This window comes from Citrobacter portucalensis (genome assembly GCF_002042885.1).
GTDB classification, from domain to species: domain Bacteria; phylum Pseudomonadota; class Gammaproteobacteria; order Enterobacterales; family Enterobacteriaceae; genus Citrobacter; species Citrobacter portucalensis.
Genome location: NZ_MVFY01000001.1, coordinates 47,936 through 65,797, shown reverse-complemented (window position 1 = coordinate 65,797; position 17,862 = coordinate 47,936). Strand labels below are relative to the sequence as shown.

General features: G+C 50.5%; 17 protein-coding genes. 8 read left to right on the top strand and 9 right to left on the bottom strand.

The features are described from left to right. Position 1: 1 nt before the first annotated feature. Positions 2–1,930 (bottom strand): threonine--tRNA ligase, encoded by a 1,929-nt coding sequence (gene thrS, locus BZK40_RS00350; protein ID WP_003832572.1) that lies wholly within the window; start codon positions 1,928–1,930, stop codon positions 2–4. Positions 1,931–2,234: 304 nt separating this feature from the next. On the opposite strand from thrS, the gene yniD reads away from it, so the two are divergent. After that, positions 2,235–2,342 (top strand): small membrane protein YniD, encoded by a 108-nt coding sequence (gene yniD / locus BZK40_RS24105; protein ID WP_003030590.1) that lies wholly within the window; start codon positions 2,235–2,237, stop codon positions 2,340–2,342. A 164-nt stretch (positions 2,343–2,506) separates the two neighbouring features. Here yniD and BZK40_RS00345 read toward each other — a convergent pair whose 3' ends face one another. Beyond that, positions 2,507–3,265: a DUF481 domain-containing protein gene (locus BZK40_RS00345; protein ID WP_003832568.1), complete on the bottom strand. Its 759-nt coding sequence runs from the start codon at positions 3,263–3,265 to the stop codon at positions 2,507–2,509. Positions 3,266–3,552: 287 nt separating this feature from the next. Here BZK40_RS00345 and pfkB point away from each other — a divergent pair, with 287 nt between their 5' ends. Beyond that, a complete protein-coding gene (gene pfkB, locus BZK40_RS00340; protein WP_079933929.1) occupies positions 3,553–4,482 on the top strand; it encodes a 6-phosphofructokinase II in 930 nt (309 codons plus the stop codon). A 268-nt stretch (positions 4,483–4,750) separates the two neighbouring features. Continuing rightward, positions 4,751–5,611 (top strand): fructosamine kinase family protein, encoded by an 861-nt coding sequence (locus BZK40_RS00335; protein ID WP_003030598.1) that lies wholly within the window; start codon positions 4,751–4,753, stop codon positions 5,609–5,611. A gap of 64 nt (positions 5,612–5,675) precedes the next feature. On the opposite strand, the gene BZK40_RS00330 is transcribed toward BZK40_RS00335, so the two are convergent. Beyond that, complete coding sequence (locus BZK40_RS00330; protein ID WP_008784573.1) at positions 5,676–6,212, bottom strand: YniB family protein; 537 nt, start codon at positions 6,210–6,212, stop codon at positions 5,676–5,678. Between the two features lie 166 nt (positions 6,213–6,378). On the opposite strand from BZK40_RS00330, the gene hxpB reads away from it, so the two are divergent. The 4 genes from hxpB (at position 6,379) to tcyP (ending at position 10,172) form a co-directional block, all read left to right on the top strand. Then, positions 6,379–7,047, top strand: coding sequence for a hexitol phosphatase HxpB (gene hxpB, locus BZK40_RS00325; RefSeq protein WP_079933928.1), 669 nt, complete (start codon positions 6,379–6,381; stop codon positions 7,045–7,047). A 153-nt stretch (positions 7,048–7,200) separates the two neighbouring features. Next, complete coding sequence (gene kduD, locus BZK40_RS00320) at positions 7,201–7,962, top strand: 2-dehydro-3-deoxy-D-gluconate 5-dehydrogenase KduD (RefSeq protein ID WP_008784571.1); 762 nt, start codon at positions 7,201–7,203, stop codon at positions 7,960–7,962. An 83-nt stretch (positions 7,963–8,045) separates the two neighbouring features. Then, the gene (locus tag BZK40_RS00315) at positions 8,046–8,645 is read left to right on the top strand and encodes a metal-dependent hydrolase (RefSeq protein WP_008784570.1); all 600 of its coding nucleotides are present in this window, start codon (positions 8,046–8,048) and stop codon (positions 8,643–8,645) included. Positions 8,646–8,780: 135 nt separating this feature from the next. Next, entirely contained in the window at positions 8,781–10,172 is a 1,392-nt protein-coding gene (gene tcyP, locus BZK40_RS00310; RefSeq protein WP_006684833.1) for a cystine/sulfocysteine:cation symporter, read from the top strand. A gap of 63 nt (positions 10,173–10,235) precedes the next feature. On the opposite strand, the gene cedA is transcribed toward tcyP, so the two are convergent. Next, the gene (gene cedA, locus BZK40_RS00305) at positions 10,236–10,499 is read right to left on the bottom strand and encodes a cell division activator CedA (protein WP_071992542.1); all 264 of its coding nucleotides are present in this window, start codon (positions 10,497–10,499) and stop codon (positions 10,236–10,238) included. 192 nt (positions 10,500–10,691) lie between these two features. Here cedA and katE point away from each other — a divergent pair, with 192 nt between their 5' ends. Next, a complete protein-coding gene (katE, locus tag BZK40_RS00300) occupies positions 10,692–12,950 on the top strand; it encodes a catalase HPII (protein ID WP_079933926.1) in 2,259 nt (752 codons plus the stop codon). A 36-nt stretch (positions 12,951–12,986) separates the two neighbouring features. Here katE and chbG read toward each other — a convergent pair whose 3' ends face one another. From chbG to chbC, 5 genes are all read right to left on the bottom strand, one after another. Further along, positions 12,987–13,745, bottom strand: coding sequence for a chitin disaccharide deacetylase (gene chbG, locus BZK40_RS00295; RefSeq protein WP_057066961.1), 759 nt, complete (start codon positions 13,743–13,745; stop codon positions 12,987–12,989). A gap of 12 nt (positions 13,746–13,757) precedes the next feature. Further along, a complete protein-coding gene (locus BZK40_RS00290; protein ID WP_032943151.1) occupies positions 13,758–15,113 on the bottom strand; it encodes a 6-phospho-beta-glucosidase in 1,356 nt (451 codons plus the stop codon). Between the two features lie 124 nt (positions 15,114–15,237). Beyond that, a complete protein-coding gene (chbR, locus tag BZK40_RS00285) occupies positions 15,238–16,080 on the bottom strand; it encodes a transcriptional regulator ChbR (RefSeq protein ID WP_085951046.1) in 843 nt (280 codons plus the stop codon). Positions 16,081–16,090: 10 nt separating this feature from the next. Then, a complete protein-coding gene (gene chbA, locus BZK40_RS00280; RefSeq protein ID WP_003832549.1) occupies positions 16,091–16,438 on the bottom strand; it encodes a PTS N,N'-diacetylchitobiose transporter subunit IIA in 348 nt (115 codons plus the stop codon). A 54-nt stretch (positions 16,439–16,492) separates the two neighbouring features. Next, positions 16,493–17,851: a PTS N,N'-diacetylchitobiose transporter subunit IIC gene (gene chbC, locus BZK40_RS00275; protein ID WP_006684840.1), complete on the bottom strand. Its 1,359-nt coding sequence runs from the start codon at positions 17,849–17,851 to the stop codon at positions 16,493–16,495. Positions 17,852–17,862 lie beyond the last annotated feature (11 nt).

The following is a 17,862-nucleotide window of genomic DNA, read 5'->3' as shown; positions in this document are numbered from 1 at the left end:
CTTATTCCTCCAGTTGTTGAAGACTGCGGCTGCGAATCTCTTGTTGCAGCTTCTCAATCACTTCATTTACGTCCAGGCTGCCCAAGTCTTTGCCACGACGGGTGCGCACGGCAACTTTGCCTGCTTCTACCTCTTTGTCGCCACAGACCAACATGTAAGGGACACGACGTAAAGTGTGCTCGCGGATTTTAAAGCCAATCTTCTCATTTCTCAAGTCTGCTTTTACACGAATACCCGCATTTTGTAGTTTCTGCGTTAATTCGTTAACGTATTCAGACTGAGAATCGGTGATGTTCATGACCACAACCTGAACCGGCGCGAGCCAGGTCGGGAAGAAGCCAGCGAACTCTTCGGTCAGGATACCGATGAAACGTTCCATCGACCCAAGAATTGCACGGTGAATCATAACCGGAACCTGACGCTCGTTGTTTTCGCCAACGTAAGAGGCGCTTAAACGGGACGGCAGGGAGAAGTCCAGCTGTACAGTACCGCACTGCCATGCACGATCGAGGCAGTCATACAGGGTAAATTCAATTTTCGGACCGTAGAACGCGCCCTCACCCAGTTGGAACTCAAACGGGATGTTGTTTTCTTCCAGCGCAACGGCCAGGTCAGCTTCAGCACGGTCCCACATTTCATCGCTACCGATACGTTTTTCGGGGCGAGTGGACAGTTTGACGACGATTTTCTCGAAGCCAAAGGTGCTGTACATATCGTAGACCATACGAATGCACGCGTTAACTTCATCACGAATCTGCTCTTCAGTACAGAAGATATGTGCATCATCTTGAGTGAAGCCACGAACACGCATCAGGCCATGCAGCGCACCTGACGGTTCATTACGGTGGCAGCTACCAAACTCAGCCATACGCAGCGGCAGATCGCGATAGGATTTCAGACCCTGATTAAAGATCTGCACGTGGCCTGGGCAGTTCATTGGCTTAATGCAGTATTCACGGTTCTCAGAAGAGGTGGTGAACATTGCATCTTTGTAGTTATCCCAGTGACCTGTTTTTTCCCACAGCACGCGGTCCATCATGAACGGACCTTTCACTTCCTGATACTGGTATTCTTTCAGTTTTGAACGAACGAATACTTCCAGTTCACGGAAGATAGTCCAGCCATCGTTGTGCCAGAACACCATACCCGGTGCTTCTTCCTGCATATGATACAGGTCAAGCTGTTTACCGATTTTACGGTGATCGCGTTTGGCCGCTTCTTCCAGACGTTGCAGGTAGGCATTCAGGGCTTTTTTATCTGCCCATGCAGTACCATAAATACGCTGCAGCATCTTGTTATTGCTGTCGCCACGCCAGTATGCCCCTGCGGTCTTCATCAGTTTGAAGTGATGGCAGAAACGCATGTTCGGCACGTGCGGGCCACGGCACATATCGACATATTCTTCATGATGGTACAAGCCAGGCTTGTCATCATGGGCAATGTTTTCATCAAGAATGGAGACTTTATAGGTCTCGCCACGCTTCACGAAGGTTTCACGCGCTTCGTACCAGCTGACTTTCTTCTTAATGACATCGTAGTTTTTCTCAGCGAGCTCGTGCATCCGCTTCTCGAGCGCGTCGACGTCTTCCTGGGTTAACGTACGGTCAAGATCGATATCGTAGTAAAAACCGTTATCAACAACCGGTCCGATCGCCATTTTGGTGTGCGGCCAGAGTTGTTTGATCGCGTGCCCTAACAGGTGCGCACAGGAGTGACGAATGATCTCCAGACCTTCTTCATCCTTCGCGGTGATGATGGAGAGCTTCGCATCATGCTCAATCAGATCGGAAGCATCTACCAGCTCACCGTCAACACGGCCAGCAATAGTGGCTTTCGCCAGACCTGGACCGATGTCCAGCGCAACATCCATGGGGCTTACAGCGTGGTCATAATGGCGTTGGCTGCCATCAGGAAGAGTAATAACAGGCATGTTATATCCTTATTTGCAGTGGTGACCCACACGTAAGATCACATACAAAGATTCAATATTTAAAATTATCAAAAAGGTGTGGGCTGATTCCCGCTTCACTCTGCGAAATATGTCACTGGTTGCCTTAAAGACCACACTGGACCTACACCCGCTTTTTGATAACACCGTTTGACAGTGTACACGGCATTACGGGTCGATCAAAGCAACAATCAACGCGCGCTCTATGATGTAAATCAATTCACTGACACCCAACCGTCTTTGTTACACTTGCACAAAGTCATCTAACCTGAGCAGGAAAAAAACAATGCCCACAAATCGCTTTGCGAAGAAACACTGGAAGATGGTTGTGATTCTGCTCGTTATTTGTGCGGCCATGTTGATGCTGCGCTGGGCTGCGATGATCTGGGGCTAAATGACGCTCACCCACTGTTCCGCTTTCGTTTATTTATCGATTAATCGAATTTGTCTGAAAATAGCGCGTTATGAACAGATAAAAAAATAAAACGCAAATTAAATATTAAATAAACTTAACTTTAATTTAGAAAAGCCAGGTCATTTATTTGACCCGGCTTGTCGTTACATCCGATAGCCGAGGGAAACTGTCGTGCGGCGATCGGTATGCTCCGGCGCTGTTGCCGGCGGTTCAGAGTTCCAGGTCACGTTGTAAGCCACCTTTAACCCAAAGTGCTCGTTGATGGCAACGTTCAGGGCAGTTTCAGAGTTGAGCGTGGTATCGTCAGCGCCGAATACCGACACACCCTGAGTAAACTTGGTGTTGTCCGTCATCTGCCATGCATAAGCCCCGGACGCATAGCCCAACGGCTGTGTTTCGGTGGTGCCATCCGTGTGCTCGTCATAGCGCACGCCAGGACCGAATTCGAAACGGAAGCTGTGCACAGGTCCGTTGAGGAACTGACGACCATAACCCGCTGTCAGCACGTCACGCTCGCGGTAGCCGTTGTAGCGGTCGGTCAACCAGCTTGCCTGTCCAAAGAGATAGTCATAGTCGGTCATGTTGTAACGACTACGGCCACCTACGGCATATTTCTCCGATGAACGCTCATCATTTGAGGAGGTATTGCTGGCATTTCCCCACAGAGACCATGCCGTCGTTTGGCCGTACCAGGTCATGGTGGTATCTGCGGTTAAAGAAGAACTTTTTGTGTTGCCTGACTGGGCGAGATATCCCGCGTTCAGGTTACCTTCAAAGGGTTTTTTCGCGCTGGAAGGGTCATCCATGACAGTAAAAACGGAATCATCGGCTACAGCATGCATTGACGCAAGCAGGCCTCCCGTCAGCAGTAATGCTGCGGGCACTGTCTTCAAAAGCTTCATTTATTAAGAGTCCGTACAACAAAAAAAGAGACCATTACGGTCTCGGAAACTTTCATATGGATCAATGACAAAAGACCCTTGAAAGGTAACAAATTATAAAAAGACTCGAATAACATAGCAATAAATTCTTATTTCATTTTTTGAATAAGAGCGTTCCTAAACCTTTATTTTATTTATATATCTTTATGACGATAATTTTAAATAAAGATATGAAAAATCATGTTGTTAATTACTTCACTTTCGGGAGGTTAAGTGCCAGACTGAGTTCAGCCTAACAGGAGGTAAAGATGGTACGTATCTATACGTTAACACTTGCGCCCTCTCTCGATAGCGCAACAATCACCCCGCAAATTTACCCGGAAGGTAAGCTTCGTTGTACCTCGCCGGTTTTTGAACCCGGCGGCGGCGGTATCAACGTCGCTCGCGCAATTGCCCATCTTGGCGGAACCGCAACAGCGATTTTCCCCGCGGGGGGAGCAACCGGAGAGCATCTTGTTGCATTGCTCGCCGACGAAAATGTTCCCGTATCTACCGTCGAAGCCAAAGACTGGACCCGACAAAATCTTCATGTCCACGTGGAGTCCAGCGGCGAACAATATCGTTTTGTCATGCCAGGCGCTGCGCTGACCGATGACGAGTTCTACCAACTTCAGGATCAGGTGCTGGAAATTGAGTCTGGTGCGCTGCTGGTCATCAGCGGCAGTTTGCCGCCCGGCGTACAGCTTGAGAAGTTGACCCGACTCATTACCACCGCACAAAAACAGGGGATCCGCTGTATTGTCGACAGTTCAGGCGAAGCACTGACGGCGGCGTTAGCCATCGGCAATATCGAACTGGTCAAACCCAACCTCAAAGAACTGAGTGCGCTGGTAAACCGCGAACTCACTCAACCCGATGATGTGCGCAAGGCCGCGCAGGAAATCGTGCAAAGCGGAAAAGCGCACCGCGTTGTGGTATCGCTTGGGCCGCAAGGGGCGCTGGGTGTAGATCGCGATACCTGCGTTCAGGTGGTTCCGCCACCGGTGAAAAGTCAAAGTACCGTAGGCGCGGGCGACAGTATGGTCGGAGCCATGACGCTTAAACTGGCAGAGAACGCGCCTTTTGAGGATATTGTCCGTTACGGTGTCGCCGCCGGTAGCGCAGCAACCCTGAATCAGGGTACGCGTCTGTGCGCTTTGGACGATACGCAAAAAATATATGCATACCTTGCGCAGTAATGGCACCGTCCCCCTTTTAACAGAAGGGGGATGTTCCGGTAAAACTGTCGGCATGGGGGTTATACGTCTATGCTAAAAAATCACGTGATTACAAAGAAGTGAATCATGTGCAGTCAGACGTCTCCACAACGGTACGGGGTGAAGAAGAACGACAAACATTAAGTGCCTTTCCAGCGATGACGCGTCCGTGGTGTGCGTCAGTTCGTGTTTTTTAACCGCATTCTTGCGCTAACCTTATGATCTGGCAGACAACATGGGGAGAGACATCATGTGGCAGGCTATCAGTCGTCTTTTAAGCGAGCAATTAGGTGAAGGCGAAATCGAACTGCGTAATGAACTGCCCGGCGGAGAGATCCACGCCGCATGGCATTTACGCTATGCGGGGCGAGATTTTTTCGTCAAATGCGATGAAAGAGAGCTGTTAACCGGCTTTACGGCAGAAGCCGATCAGCTGGAGCTACTTTCCCGCAGTCAAACTGTATCTGTACCGAAAGTCTGGGCAGTAGGCGCAGACAGAGATTACAGCTTTCTGGTGATGGATTTCCTCCCTCCCCGTCCGCTTGATGCGCATAACGCGTTTATCCTCGGTCAACAGCTTGCGCATTTGCACGAATGGAGCGACCAGCCTCAGTTTGGTCTCGACTTCGATAACGCGCTCTCTACCACGCCGCAGCCAAATACCTGGCAACGTCGCTGGTCAACCTTTTTCGCCGAGCAGCGTATAGGCTGGCAGCTGGAACTCGCCGCTGAAAAAGGCATAGCGTTTGGCAATATTGACGCCATCGTCGAACACGTTCAGCAACGTCTCTCTTCTCATCAGCCGCAGCCGTCTCTCCTGCACGGTGATTTGTGGTCCGGGAACTGCGCCCTCGGTCCTAACGGTCCGTACATCTTTGACCCTGCCTGCTACTGGGGGGACAGAGAGTGTGACCTGGCAATGCTGCCGTTACATACCGATCAGCCGCCGCAAATTTATGACGGTTACCAGTCTGTCTCGCCACTGCCGCTGGACTTTCTCGACAGGCAGCCAATCTACCAGCTCTATACGCTACTGAATCGGGCAATTCTGTTCGGGGGACAGCATTTGGTTGTGGCGCAGAAAGCACTGGATAGATTACTGGCGGCTTAACGACGTACCGCGTTGCTTATCAGGCCTGCCGTTTCGCAACGTGGCAGGCCCGATAGTTCGGCACTTACAAAAAGCCCAGCAATGAGAAGAAGAAGTAGCCGATCACGATAACGATCACCGGCAGAATATAAAGCGGGAAAATTTGTAAGAAGATCGTATGGTGCGGTACCACAATTCGCGACTCCAGTTGCTCGCGGGATAATCCTTCACTGCCCTTTGCCTGTTCCAGAATTAGCTGATCTTCTACGCCTTCGCGTAAGAAACGCGCCTGACGGCTCATTCTGGCGCCTGAGTCCTGCAACGCCAGGCCGATAAAAATCAGGATGAATATCAGCCAAAAAACGAGATTCAGCCCACTTTGAAAATCGGGCGTTGGCGAGTTATACCAGAACACGTTAAGAAAAGGTGTGTTCACCCGCATCATGTCGATCATCACATGGGCAAAATCGAGCATGACCGCGTTAATCCCTTCCTGCTTTTCGCTGTGCGCGTACATAAACTTTAGTACTGAAACCAGCGTTGAAATCAGCGCGGGAATGAAAACCACCCATCCCACCAGCCTTTTCAAGATGGCAATGCGTCCAGCTTGTTGATACGTCATGAGTTCCCCTTGATTAAGACGCGTCATTTTGGCCTAAGTTTACCCGTTGATTACCGTTTTCGCCTGATCTTTAAAGGCGGTATACTTCTGAATTAGCCATAATGAACGCTCAGAGTCCGTCCAGGCTGGCTCTAATCCCTTTTATCACCGTAAAGGAGAGGTTGTAATGTCAACCCCGCGTCAAATTCTTGCTGCAATTTTCGATATGGATGGGTTACTGGTCGATTCTGAACCGCTTTGGGATCAGGCTGAACTGGATGTGATAGCAAGTTTAGGCGTTGATATCTCCCGCCGCCATGAACTTCCCGATACCCTTGGCTTACGCATCGACATGGTGGTTGATTTGTGGTTTGCGCAGCAACCCTGGAACGACCCCTCACGTCAGGAAGTCACCGAGCGCATCATTACCCGGGCCATTGCGTTGGTTGAAGAGACAAAACCGCTGCTGCCAGGCGTTCGTGAAGCTGTGGCACTGTGCAAATCTCAGGGAATCAAAGTAGGACTGGCATCCGCCTCGCCGCTACATATGCTGGAAAAAGTGCTGACCATGTTTGATCTGCGCGATGACTTCGACGCGCTGGCTTCTGCAGAAAAACTGCCTTACAGCAAACCGCACCCACAAGTTTACCTCGATAGTGCGGCGAAACTGGGCATTGCCCCGTTAAACTGCGTAGCACTGGAAGACTCAGTGAACGGCATGATTGCCTCGAAAGCTGCCCGTATGCGTTCCATCGTCGTACCAGCGCATGAGAATCAGGACGATCCTCGCTTCGTGCTTGCCGACGTCAAACTAACCTCGCTCACCGAACTCACAGCCGCTCATCTGCGCGGCTAATCCTGTAACGGGCAATGATCGTATTGCCCGCTTTTTCATTTTTCACCTTTGAATTTTTAAAACAGCGTTTCATTTTTAATTGTATTTCTGTTTAACCTCTCCTATCCTTGCCCTATAGCGCAAGCGTTAATGACTTAAATAGTTGAGGTAAACATGATTCAGGAAGCTTTTCGTCTCGAAGGTAAAGTCGCCATCGTCACTGGATGTGACACCGGCCTCGGGCAGGGTATGGCAGTGGCGCTGGCTGAAGCGGGCTGCGATGTAGTCGGCGTGAATCGTAAAATACCGCATGAAACCGCAGAGAAAATTAACGCCCTCGGTCGACGCTTTATGGCCATTCAGGCCGACCTCAGTCAACAAGATGCTCTCACCAGCATCGTGACACAAACGGTGTCGGCGTTTGGCCGGGTCGATATTCTGGTCAACAATGCAGGAACTATACGCCGTCAGGATGCACTGGACTTCAGTGAAAAAGATTGGGATGACGTGATGAATCTGAATCTAAAATCCGTTTTCTTTCTGTCGCAGGCCGTGGCGCGCCAGTTTCTGGCTCAGGGCAATGGCGGAAAAATCATTAACATTGCCTCGATGCTCTCTTTTCAGGGGGGTATCCGTGTACCTTCCTATACCGCATCAAAAAGCGGCGTTCTGGGCATCACTCGCCTGCTCGCCAATGAATGGGCGGCCAAAGGAATTAATGTCAACGCCATCGCGCCCGGCTATATGGCGACCAACAACACCCAGCAACTGCGCGCAGACAGCGAGCGCAATCAGGAGATTATCGATCGTATTCCCGCAGGGCGCTGGGGCACGCCGGATGATCTAAAAGGTCCGGTCGTGTTCCTCGCAAGTCCCGCCTCTGACTATATTCATGGTTATACGCTGGCGGTGGATGGCGGTTGGCTGGCGCGGTAAAGGCGCACTTGTGACAAAGGGTTACAACGTCACCTCTTCCGCCTACTGTATAAAACCCCTATACTGTATGAATCGACAGTTTATTGGGTTTTATCATGACGGCGGAAGGCCACCTTCTTTTTTCTATTGCCTGTGCGGTATTTGCCAAGAATGCCGAGCTAACGCCCGTTCTTGCGCAGGGTGACTGGTGGCATATTGTTCCTTCAGCCATTTTAACGTGCCTGCTGCCGGATATCGATCATCCCAAATCTCTGCTGGGGCAGCGTCTGAAGTGGATATCAAAACCCATTGCCCGGGCATTTGGCCATCGCGGGTTTACACATAGCCTGCTGGCGGTTTTTGCCCTGCTGGCCACGTTCTACCTGAAAGTCCCGGATACCTGGATAATACCTGCCGATGCCTTACAAGGTATGGTACTCGGCTATCTTAGTCACATTCTGGCCGACATGCTGACCCCAGCAGGCGTTCCCCTGCTTTGGCCCTGCCGCTGGCGTTTTCGTCTGCCTATCCTCGTGCCGCAAAAAGGCAATCAACTGGAGCGGTTTCTGTGTATGGCACTGTTCGCATGGGCAATCTGGATGCCGCAAACCGTACAAGAGAACAGCGCGGTACGCTGGTCTTCGCAGATGATTAATACGCTACAAATGCAGTTCAATCGTTTCATAACGCATCAGATTGACTAATAAATCAGCCAAAAAGTCATTTTAGGTATAAACAATTCCATTTGAATATAAGAGGCAAGTCACAGTTCTGCTAATCTTGCGCCAACAGAATCACCTTTAAACGGTGATACGCATAATAAGATCAGGAGAACGGGGATGAACTTTCCATTAATCGCGAACATTATCGTGTTCGTAGTGCTGCTGTTCGTGCTGGCGCAAGCCCGTCACAAACAGTGGAGTCTGGCCAAAAAAGTACTGGTCGGTCTGGTCATGGGTGTCGTGTTCGGCCTCGCGCTGCACACCATTTATGGCTCCGACAGCCAGGTTCTTAAAGATTCAGTACAGTGGTTCAACATTGTCGGCAACGGTTATGTCCAGTTGCTGCAAATGATTGTTATGCCGCTGGTATTTGCGTCTATTCTCAGCGCCGTTGCACGTCTGCACAACGCCTCTCAGTTAGGTAAAATCAGCTTCCTGACCATCGGAACGCTGCTGTTTACCACGCTGATTGCCGCGCTGGTAGGGGTTCTGGTGACCAACCTGTTCGGCCTGACCGCCGAAGGTCTGGTGCAAGGTGGTGCCGAAACCGCCCGTCTGAACGCGATTGAAACCAACTATGTTGGCAAAGTGGCTGACCTCAGCGTTCCGCAACTGGTGCTGTCGTTTATTCCGAAAAACCCGTTTGCCGATCTGACTGGCGCGAACCCGACGTCGATTATCAGCGTGGTTATCTTCGCCGCATTCCTGGGTGTAGCCGCACTGAAACTGCTGAAAGATGATGCCCCAAAAGGCGAGCGCGTTCTGGTCGCTATCGATACCTTGCAAAGCTGGGTGATGAAACTGGTTCGTCTGGTGATGCAGTTGACGCCGTACGGTGTTCTGGCGCTGATGACCAAAGTGGTTGCAGGTTCCAACCTGCAGGACATCATCAAGCTGGGTAGCTTCGTCGTGGCCTCTTATCTCGGTCTGGGCATTATGTTCGTGGTACACGGGATCCTACTGGGTGTGAACGGCGTTAGCCCGTTAAAATACTTCCGCAAGGTATGGCCAGTGCTGACGTTCGCCTTCACCAGCCGTTCCAGCGCAGCCTCAATTCCGCTGAACGTTGAAGCGCAGACCCGTCGTCTGGGCGTGCCTGAATCCATCGCCTCATTTGCCGCCTCGTTTGGTGCCACGATTGGTCAGAACGGTTGTGCGGGCCTGTACCCGGCAATGCTGGCAGTAATGGTTGCACCGACCGTCGGTATCAACCCACTGGACCCAATGTGGATTGCCACGCTGGTTGGTATCGTGACCGTGAGCTCCGCAGGGGTTGCGGGTGTGGGTGGCGGTGCAACATTTGCCGCTCTGATCGTCCTGCCCGCTATGGGTCTGCCGGTCACGCTGGTTGCGCTGCTGATCTCCGTTGAGCCGCTGATCGATATGGGGCGTACCGCGCTGAACGTAAGCGGTTCCATGACTGCCGGTACGCTGACCAGCCAATGGCTCAAGCAGACTGATAAAACGATTCTGGACAGCGACGATAACGCCGAACTGGCGCATCGCTAAGTCTGTCAGCTAAAAAACAAAAAACCGCCGGAGTGTCATGCTCCTGCGGTTTTTTTATATCCATTAATCGCTTAGTTCATTTTCCTGGCGAATCTGATTAGCCCAGCGCTGTGCTGATTCCGGGACCGTAAATGCAGGCGAACGTTGAAACGCCTCCCCCATTAAGACAAAAGCGACATATTTTCCGCGTAGTATCCATACGTCACGAAACGCATCCATTTTAATCGCATGCTCTGGTGGCGCGGGCTCCACGCGAGGAACATAGCTGATAACCGGACGATTTTGTTGGCGAAGAGGTTTCATAATCAGTTGCTTCACTAAAGACAAATTCTAAAAATCAGAAAACCGCTATCTTAGCCGATTTTGCCGCCTTGCGTCCTGCCTTGCGTGCGCTGTTTGCCTGGTTCATCGCGCTTTACGTCATCGGCCTGTACCTGCGCCACTGAGTGAGTGGTCTATAGTTAAAGCTTTTGACAGCAACAACGACCCTTTCAGCAATGAAACCAGGAGACGAGTTTAATGTCACAGAATGATAAGCATCCACTCCATCACTCAGCGCCGGTTCATGATGCCAGCGAATCCCAGCCAGGACTTGACTCACTGGCACCCACAGACGGTTCACATCGGTCAACACCTGAACCCACGCCGCCAGGTATGCAGCCCACTACGTCCGGCAGTTTAAAAGCGCCGGATATCAAAAGTGACAAACTCAATGCACTGGACAGTTTTCGTAAAGGAAGCGAAGATTTTGCTCTGACAACTAATCAGGGCGTGCGAATCGCAGACGATCAAAACTCTCTGCGCGCAGGTAATCGCGGGCCAACCCTGCTGGAAGACTTTATCCTGCGGGAAAAGATTACCCATTTTGATCATGAACGCATCCCGGAGCGGATCGTACATGCCCGAGGTTCTGCCGCTCATGGTTACTTTCAGTCCTATGCCAACCTGAGTGCGACGACGAAAGCGGACTTTCTAAGTGATGAAAATAAAATCACCCCGGTTTTTGTCCGATTCTCTACCGTTCAGGGCGGCGCAGGCTCTGCGGATACGGTCAGAGATATACGGGGATTTGCGACCAAGTTTTACACTGAAGAGGGCATTTTCGACCTGGTGGGAAACAATACTCCCATCTTCTTTATTCAGGATGCCCATAAATTCCCGGATTTCGTCCATGCGGTTAAACCGGAGCCGCATTGGGCTATCCCGCAGGGCCAAAGCGCCCATGACACCTTCTGGGATTATGTCTCATTACAGCCTGAAACGTTGCACAACGTCATATGGGCAATGTCCGATCGGGGTATTCCGCGCAGCTATCGCACGATGGAAGGCTTCGGCATTCACACATTTCGGTTGATTAATGCGCAAGGAAAAGCCACCTTTGTGCGTTTCCACTGGAAACCGCTGGCAGGTAAAGCCTCGCTGGTATGGGATGAAGCGCAAAAACTTACTGGTCGGGATCCCGACTTTCATCGCCGCGATCTGTGGGAAGCTATCGAAGCGGGCGATTATCCGGAATATGAACTGGGACTACAGCTGATTCCCGAAGAAGATGAATTTAAGTTCGATTTTGACCTGCTCGATCCGACCAAGCTGATCCCGGAAGAGCTGGTTCCGGTGCAACGCGTCGGTAAAATGGTGCTGAACCGCAATCCTGATAATTTCTTCGCCGAAAATGAACAAGTCGCTTTTCATCCCGGACATATCGTCCCTGGCATCGATTTTACTAACGATCCCCTGCTGCAGGGTCGCTTGTTCTCCTATACCGATACCCAAATTAGTCGCCTGGGCGGGCCCAATTTCCATGAAATCCCGATTAATCGCCCGACCTGTCCGTACCATAATTTCCAGCGTGACGGCATGCATCGTATGGACATCGATACCAATCCAGCCAACTATGAACCGAATTCCATCAATGATAACTGGCCGCGTGAAACGCCGCCGGGGCCAAAACGCGGTGGATTTGAGTCGTATCAGGAACGGATTGAAGGAAACAAAATCCGCGAACGTAGCCCCTCTTTTGGCGAATACTATGCGCACCCTCGCCTGTTCTGGCTAAGTCAGACGCCAATTGAACAGCAGCATATTATCGGCGGATTCAGTTTCGAACTCAGTAAGGTTACGCGCCCCTATATTCGGGAAAGAGTGGTCGAACAGTTAGCTCATATTGATACTGCCCTCGCCGAGGCGGTTGCCGATAATCTCGGTTTTAAGCTAACCAAGGAACAGGCCAGCATTGCGCCACCGCCCAACGTCAACGGTTTGACAAATGCACCGTCACTCAGTTTATATGCAGGTACGCAAGGTGAGATTAAGGGCCGCGTGGTCGCCATCCTACTTAATGACCAGGTGAAATCGAGCGACCTGCTCGCCATCATGCAAGCCCTACAGGCCAAAGGCGTTCATGCCAAATTGCTCTATTCCCGAATGGGTAAGGTAGTTGCCGATGATGGATCTGCTCTGACGATCGCCGGTACTTTTGCGGGTTCGCCATCCCTGACGGTCGATGCGGTTATCGTTCCATGCGGTAATCTCGCGGACATCATTAAGAACGGTGATGCCCGATATTATTTACTCGAAGCGTATAAGCACTTAAAACCTATCGCCCTGGCCGGCGATGCTCGTCAGTTTAAAGCAACGTTGAATATCAAAAATGAAGGAGAAGAAGGCGTGGTAGAAGCGGACAGTGCAGACGCACAGTTTATGGATACCCTGCTGACGCTGATGACCGCGCACCGCGTCTGGTCACGTGCCGGAAAAATAGAAAAGATTCCCGCCTAAAAAAATGCGGCGCATTAAGCGCCGCAAACTCAGGAATTACACGTTCAGAAAACTGCCAAGACGATAACCGCGCTCCGCAATTGCATATTTCAGTGACGAAGACGTCAGCACGTCGAGCTCAGTTAAGCGGGGGTAACAGTAGGCACTTTGACGAATAATGTCATCGATAAAGGCCGGATGACACATCACTTCCAGCGAAGACTCTCCCCGGTCGGCTGACGCATCCAGCGTCTGTAAAAACAGAGCCTCGGAAATCGCTTCGCCGTAAAACTCGCTGCTGAATCCCTGGGAGGTACGTAATGTTTCCGGAAAATCAGACGCCTGGAACACGGTCTGACGATCGATACGCAATGCAATCCCCTTCTGGGCAGCAAACCCGGCTACGATAGGGAAAATTTGCGGGAACATATGCACATGGTGATGGCTATCCAGATGCGTCGGCTCCCGCCCGAACAGGTCAATAAAACGCTGATACTGCGCGGCCAGTTCCTGAGAAATTTCATCCAGCGGCAAAGTGTCCTCCTCTGCCATCTGCCAGATCCATTTCCCCAGTAATCCGTCACGAGTAAGGCCCGGCATTGCCGTCAACGGCCTACCCAGCGTCAGAACAAAATGCATCCCGACGGCAAGTGCAGGTATGTCGCGACTCAGCTGTACCGCATGGTCAATCGCCGCACCGTTAACCAGTGCTGTTGTTGAGGTGACAACGCCATTACGACAGGCTTCAACAATGCCGTAGTTTTGTCCTTTACTCAGGCCAAAATCATCCGCATTCACAATCAGTACGCGTTCCATAGCCGACCTCAGTTAGTGTTGTTCGCTTTTGAGTTTCTCAATGCACCCGGCGAAGTTTGGCAACCACTTTTCATGCGCCAGGATTAGCTCACGCGCCAGAATCTCGGCATCGCTGTCAGAATGCACCAGCGGACTCAGGTTTAACGCCAGCAGCACATCATTCAGCTCGCCGCTCAATGCCGCATTGCTCGCCGCAACCTCAAAGCCTTTAATGGTGTAGATAAGGCCAAGCACTTTCTCATCAAAATGGGTAATACGTGGGTGCGGCGTAGCACCGTTACGTCCGAGCGTGCAGGTCATCTCAACTGCCCAGTCCGCAGGAATGTTATCAACATGTCCATGATGTGGAATGTTGACGTAGTGCTCGGTCTGTTTGTCGTTGTAGATGGCGTTGATCACTTCACAGGCCGCATCGGAGTAATACGCGCCACCGCGCTGCTCCAGCTCTTTCGGCTTAACGTTTAGCTCAGGATTTTTGTAGAGATCAAACAGTTGTTTTTCTACTTTTTGTACTACCTGGGCACGTGCGCCGCCCTTATAGTACTCGCCCATTTCGATCGCCAGCATCTCTTTTGGCTTAAAGTAGTACAGCAAATACGAGCACGGCAGCAGCTTCAGCGAACGAATCAACCCTTCGCTGAACGGCAGGTCGAAAATGTTCTTCACGGTGGAAGCTTTCAGTTGTCCAGAAGCCACGCCGTCCAGCAGTTCATCAAAGCGTGATGTACCGTTCACCAGCACGTCTTTAATAAAGACCATGTGGTTCAGACCGAACAGATCGATGGATAAGTCATCGCTCTCTTTCAGCGCCAGCACATCGCTAATGAACATTTTCATGCCGACAGGAATATTACACACGCCGATGAATTTCTTGAAATTCGTGTGGCGATAGACCGCTTCAGTCACCATCCCTGCCGGGTTAGTAAAGTTAATCACCCAGGCATTCGGGCACAGTTCTTCCACATCTTTAATAATGTCAAAGATAACCGGAATGGTACGCAGACCTTTGAACAGCCCGCCAGCACCGTTGGTTTCCTGTCCCAGATAACCGTGGCTCAGCGGAATGCGTTCATCCTTTTCACGGGCTTTCAGTTGCCCTACGCGCAGTTGGGTGGTAACGAAATCAGCATCTTTCAGTGCTTCACGGCGGTCCAGCGTTTTAAACAACTTCATCGGTACGCCGGCTTTGTCGATCATGCGCTGGCAAAGGTCAAAAATAATGTCCAGCTTCTCTTTTCCACCGTCGACATCAACCAGCCACAACTCAGAAACCGGTAATTCATGATAGCGCTTAATAAAGCCTTCAAGTAATTCAGGGGTGTAGCTGCTCCCGCCACCGATAGTGACGACTTTTAATTTCTGGCTCATACTTTCTCCCTTCAGTGTAAAAACACTGACGTGTATTATGCTCAACCCGTTTGTCAGGTATAGCGTGGCTGTCCCGACGCTATTTTGGGCAAGCTATAAAAAATGGGTTATTGGCAAATAATATCTACTGATTAAATTCAGTTAATTTCTTACGGTAGCTATTCGGTGTAAACGACGTCAGTTTTTTAAACGTTTTAATAAACAAACTTGGACTACTGTAACCAGACTCATAAGCAATATCCGTTACAGAATAGTTAGTCATTTCCAGCTGTTTTTTAGCAAAATTAATGCGAATTTCATTAATGATCTGCATCGGCGTTTTGCTGTAATAACGCTGGGTTGCGCGGGTCAGATACTCCTGGGATTTCGCGGACAGATGTACCATATTTTCCAGCGCATTCTCGCTAAACTGCCGTTTGTCGTGCATGGTCTCGACGGTGGTTTTGAGCCACTGCGGAATATCATCCAGCACCTGCTCTTCGCGATGATGGCGTAACCGATTAATAATATAGAAGGTGACCACTTCTACAAATTCATCCAGCCCGCTCTCACGAAAGTTAAGTGATGCAATAACCGTTTCAATGTAGGTAAGAAACGAGTTATTCGCCCGGTAGACCTGCGATGCAACGAAACAAAATGGCAGAAGCGGGTGATAGTGCTGTTCAAAAAAACGTTTACTGATGCCAACGTTAAGGATCCTTGTCGCACCAAAATCATAAAAACTCTGGTGGTGCGATCCCAACGGGATAAAGACAAAGTCTCCACGTTCTAGCAGTACGCGTTTACCGTTGATTTCCTGATAATAGCGCCCGGTTAAAACCAGGGTAAACTCATAGTAGTCATGCTGATGCAGCCCGCTGATGCTCTCAGTTTTGTTATAGATGAACACATGGAAATTTTTGCCATTAAACAGCTGCTGTTCATAAACGGTTTTGATTTCCGGTGCGTTAATCTGTAGCTGCATTATGCACTCCTCGCTATTTCAGCTTTTCGTGAAGCTCAATCAGTTCAGTCACCAGCTCACGCGCCAGCATTGATGTCATCAGGTGGTCCTGTGCGTGGACCAGCACCAGGCTAACTTTCATTTTACCTTCGCCCTGATCGCCTTCAATCAATTTCGTTTGCACGAGGTGCGCTTCGTTCAGCGCCAGACGAGACTGGTCCATCATGGTCTTAGCTGACTCGAAATCACCCTGCTTGGCCATTTTGAGTGCGCCGTACGCCAGGCTACGCGCCTGACCGGAGTTGATGATGAGGCCCATCACCACTTCTTCAAGTTCTTCTGCTTCTGACTGCGTGTCGACGATGTTCTCGATATCCAACATACTTTTTTCCTCTGGTTCAGTCCGGCATGACCGTAAAGCCATGCCGGATTAAATTTAGAATTTTAATGCGTTAGCGATATCTTCTTCGCTTTCTTCTTGGTCAATAACGTTCTGCGCTTTGTTGGCTACCACCACGAACGGCAGGTAAACCAGCGTTGCGATACCGAGGTTGAACAGCGCGACCAGCAGAGCAGCGACGCTACCGTTGGTGTTAAAGAACGCGCCCAAACCGGTTGGCATAGTCCACGGTGCAATGTTGGTAATCGGTGGAATAATGCCTGAGTAGTAAGCTGCCAGCGTAATCGCCGCCAGAATCGGTTGCACCAGAATGAACGGGATAAACATCACCGGGTTCATGATGATCGGCAGACCGAACAGGATAGGTTCGTTAATCTGGAACAGACCTGATGGCAGTGCCAGCTTAGCAACCTGACGATAGTCAGGACGACGCGATGCCAGGAAGATAGCGATAATCAGACCCAGCGTTGCCCCGCTACCCCCAAGGAAAATATAGGAGTCGAGCATCGGTTTCGCCCAGACGTGGAACGTCTTACCGGCTTCCAGCGCGGCATCTACGGAACCAAACTGTTGGTAGATAGAGATGTTTTCCAGCGCCCATGGCGTCATGATACCGCTGTCCAGTGCAGTCAGCGCCAGTGAACCGTGAATACCGAAGAACCACAGCAGCGGAACAAAAATCACGTAAGCCCAGCCCACCACGCTGCCCAACGACGCCAGCGGAGTTGAAATGGAATCCATAATGATCTGATGGAAGTTGGTACCCCAGGTGTTCAGTGCCCAGGCGATGATCCCCATAATGGAGAGGATAAGGAAGCCAGGAATCAGCGCAGAGAAAGAGCGCGATACGGATGTCGGTACGCTATCAGGTAATTTAATGACCCAATTACGATGGACCACAAAAGTGAACATTTCCGCGACCACCAGGCCGATAATAATACCGGAAATAATATTGGCACCGCCGAGCCAGTTCGCGCCAACGGCATAGGCTTCACCCACGCTATAAGGCGTTACGGTCATAAACGCGGCGACGGATAACAGCCCGGCAGCCAGTGAGTCGACTTTACGTTCTTCTGCCAGCGCCATGCCGATAAAGAACGGTGCCATCAATGACATGATACCCAGCGTACCGTTATAGACGTTTCCACCAATGCCTTTCAAGCTATTCAAAGTTTCAATAGTTGAAGCATCAAGTCGAATGCCCATTGAATAAAAAAACGACCCCTCCCCAAAGCTCAGGAAAACGTTATTGATTAATACAAACATGGCCCCTGCGAGGGTTAACGGCATTAAACGAATAAAGCCGTTCTTGATTGCATTAACGTGTGGCTGCTTTCCAATTTTTACAGCAAAAGGAAGGAGTACCTTTTCAAGTGAAGCAATAGCGTTACTCATAGAAAAATACC

What these genes read in the sequence shown, in the direction of transcription:
- chbC (WP_006684840.1), bottom strand. Translation starts at nt 17,851, where the DNA reads ATGAGTAACGCTATTGCTTCACTTGAAAAGGTACTCCTTCCTTTTGCT.
- BZK40_RS00330 (WP_008784573.1), bottom strand. Translation starts at nt 6,212, where the DNA reads ATGACGTATCAACAAGCTGGACGCATTGCCATCTTGAAAAGGCTGGTG.
- thrS (WP_003832572.1), bottom strand. Translation starts at nt 1,930, where the DNA reads ATGCCTGTTATTACTCTTCCTGATGGCAGCCAACGCCATTATGACCAC.
- katE (WP_079933926.1), top strand. Translation starts at nt 10,692, where the DNA reads ATGTCACAGAATGATAAGCATCCACTCCATCACTCAGCGCCGGTTCAT.
- chbG (WP_057066961.1), bottom strand. Translation starts at nt 13,745, where the DNA reads ATGGAACGCGTACTGATTGTGAATGCGGATGATTTTGGCCTGAGTAAA.
- BZK40_RS00345 (WP_003832568.1), bottom strand. Translation starts at nt 3,265, where the DNA reads ATGAAGCTTTTGAAGACAGTGCCCGCAGCATTACTGCTGACGGGAGGC.
- BZK40_RS00335 (WP_003030598.1), top strand. Translation starts at nt 4,751, where the DNA reads ATGTGGCAGGCTATCAGTCGTCTTTTAAGCGAGCAATTAGGTGAAGGC.
- hxpB (WP_079933928.1), top strand. Translation starts at nt 6,379, where the DNA reads ATGTCAACCCCGCGTCAAATTCTTGCTGCAATTTTCGATATGGATGGG.
- kduD (WP_008784571.1), top strand. Translation starts at nt 7,201, where the DNA reads ATGATTCAGGAAGCTTTTCGTCTCGAAGGTAAAGTCGCCATCGTCACT.
- BZK40_RS00290 (WP_032943151.1), bottom strand. Translation starts at nt 15,113, where the DNA reads ATGAGCCAGAAATTAAAAGTCGTCACTATCGGTGGCGGGAGCAGCTAC.
- yniD (WP_003030590.1), top strand. Translation starts at nt 2,235, where the DNA reads ATGCCCACAAATCGCTTTGCGAAGAAACACTGGAAGATGGTTGTGATT.
- pfkB (WP_079933929.1), top strand. Translation starts at nt 3,553, where the DNA reads ATGGTACGTATCTATACGTTAACACTTGCGCCCTCTCTCGATAGCGCA.
- tcyP (WP_006684833.1), top strand. Translation starts at nt 8,781, where the DNA reads ATGAACTTTCCATTAATCGCGAACATTATCGTGTTCGTAGTGCTGCTG.
- chbA (WP_003832549.1), bottom strand. Translation starts at nt 16,438, where the DNA reads ATGTTGGATATCGAGAACATCGTCGACACGCAGTCAGAAGCAGAAGAA.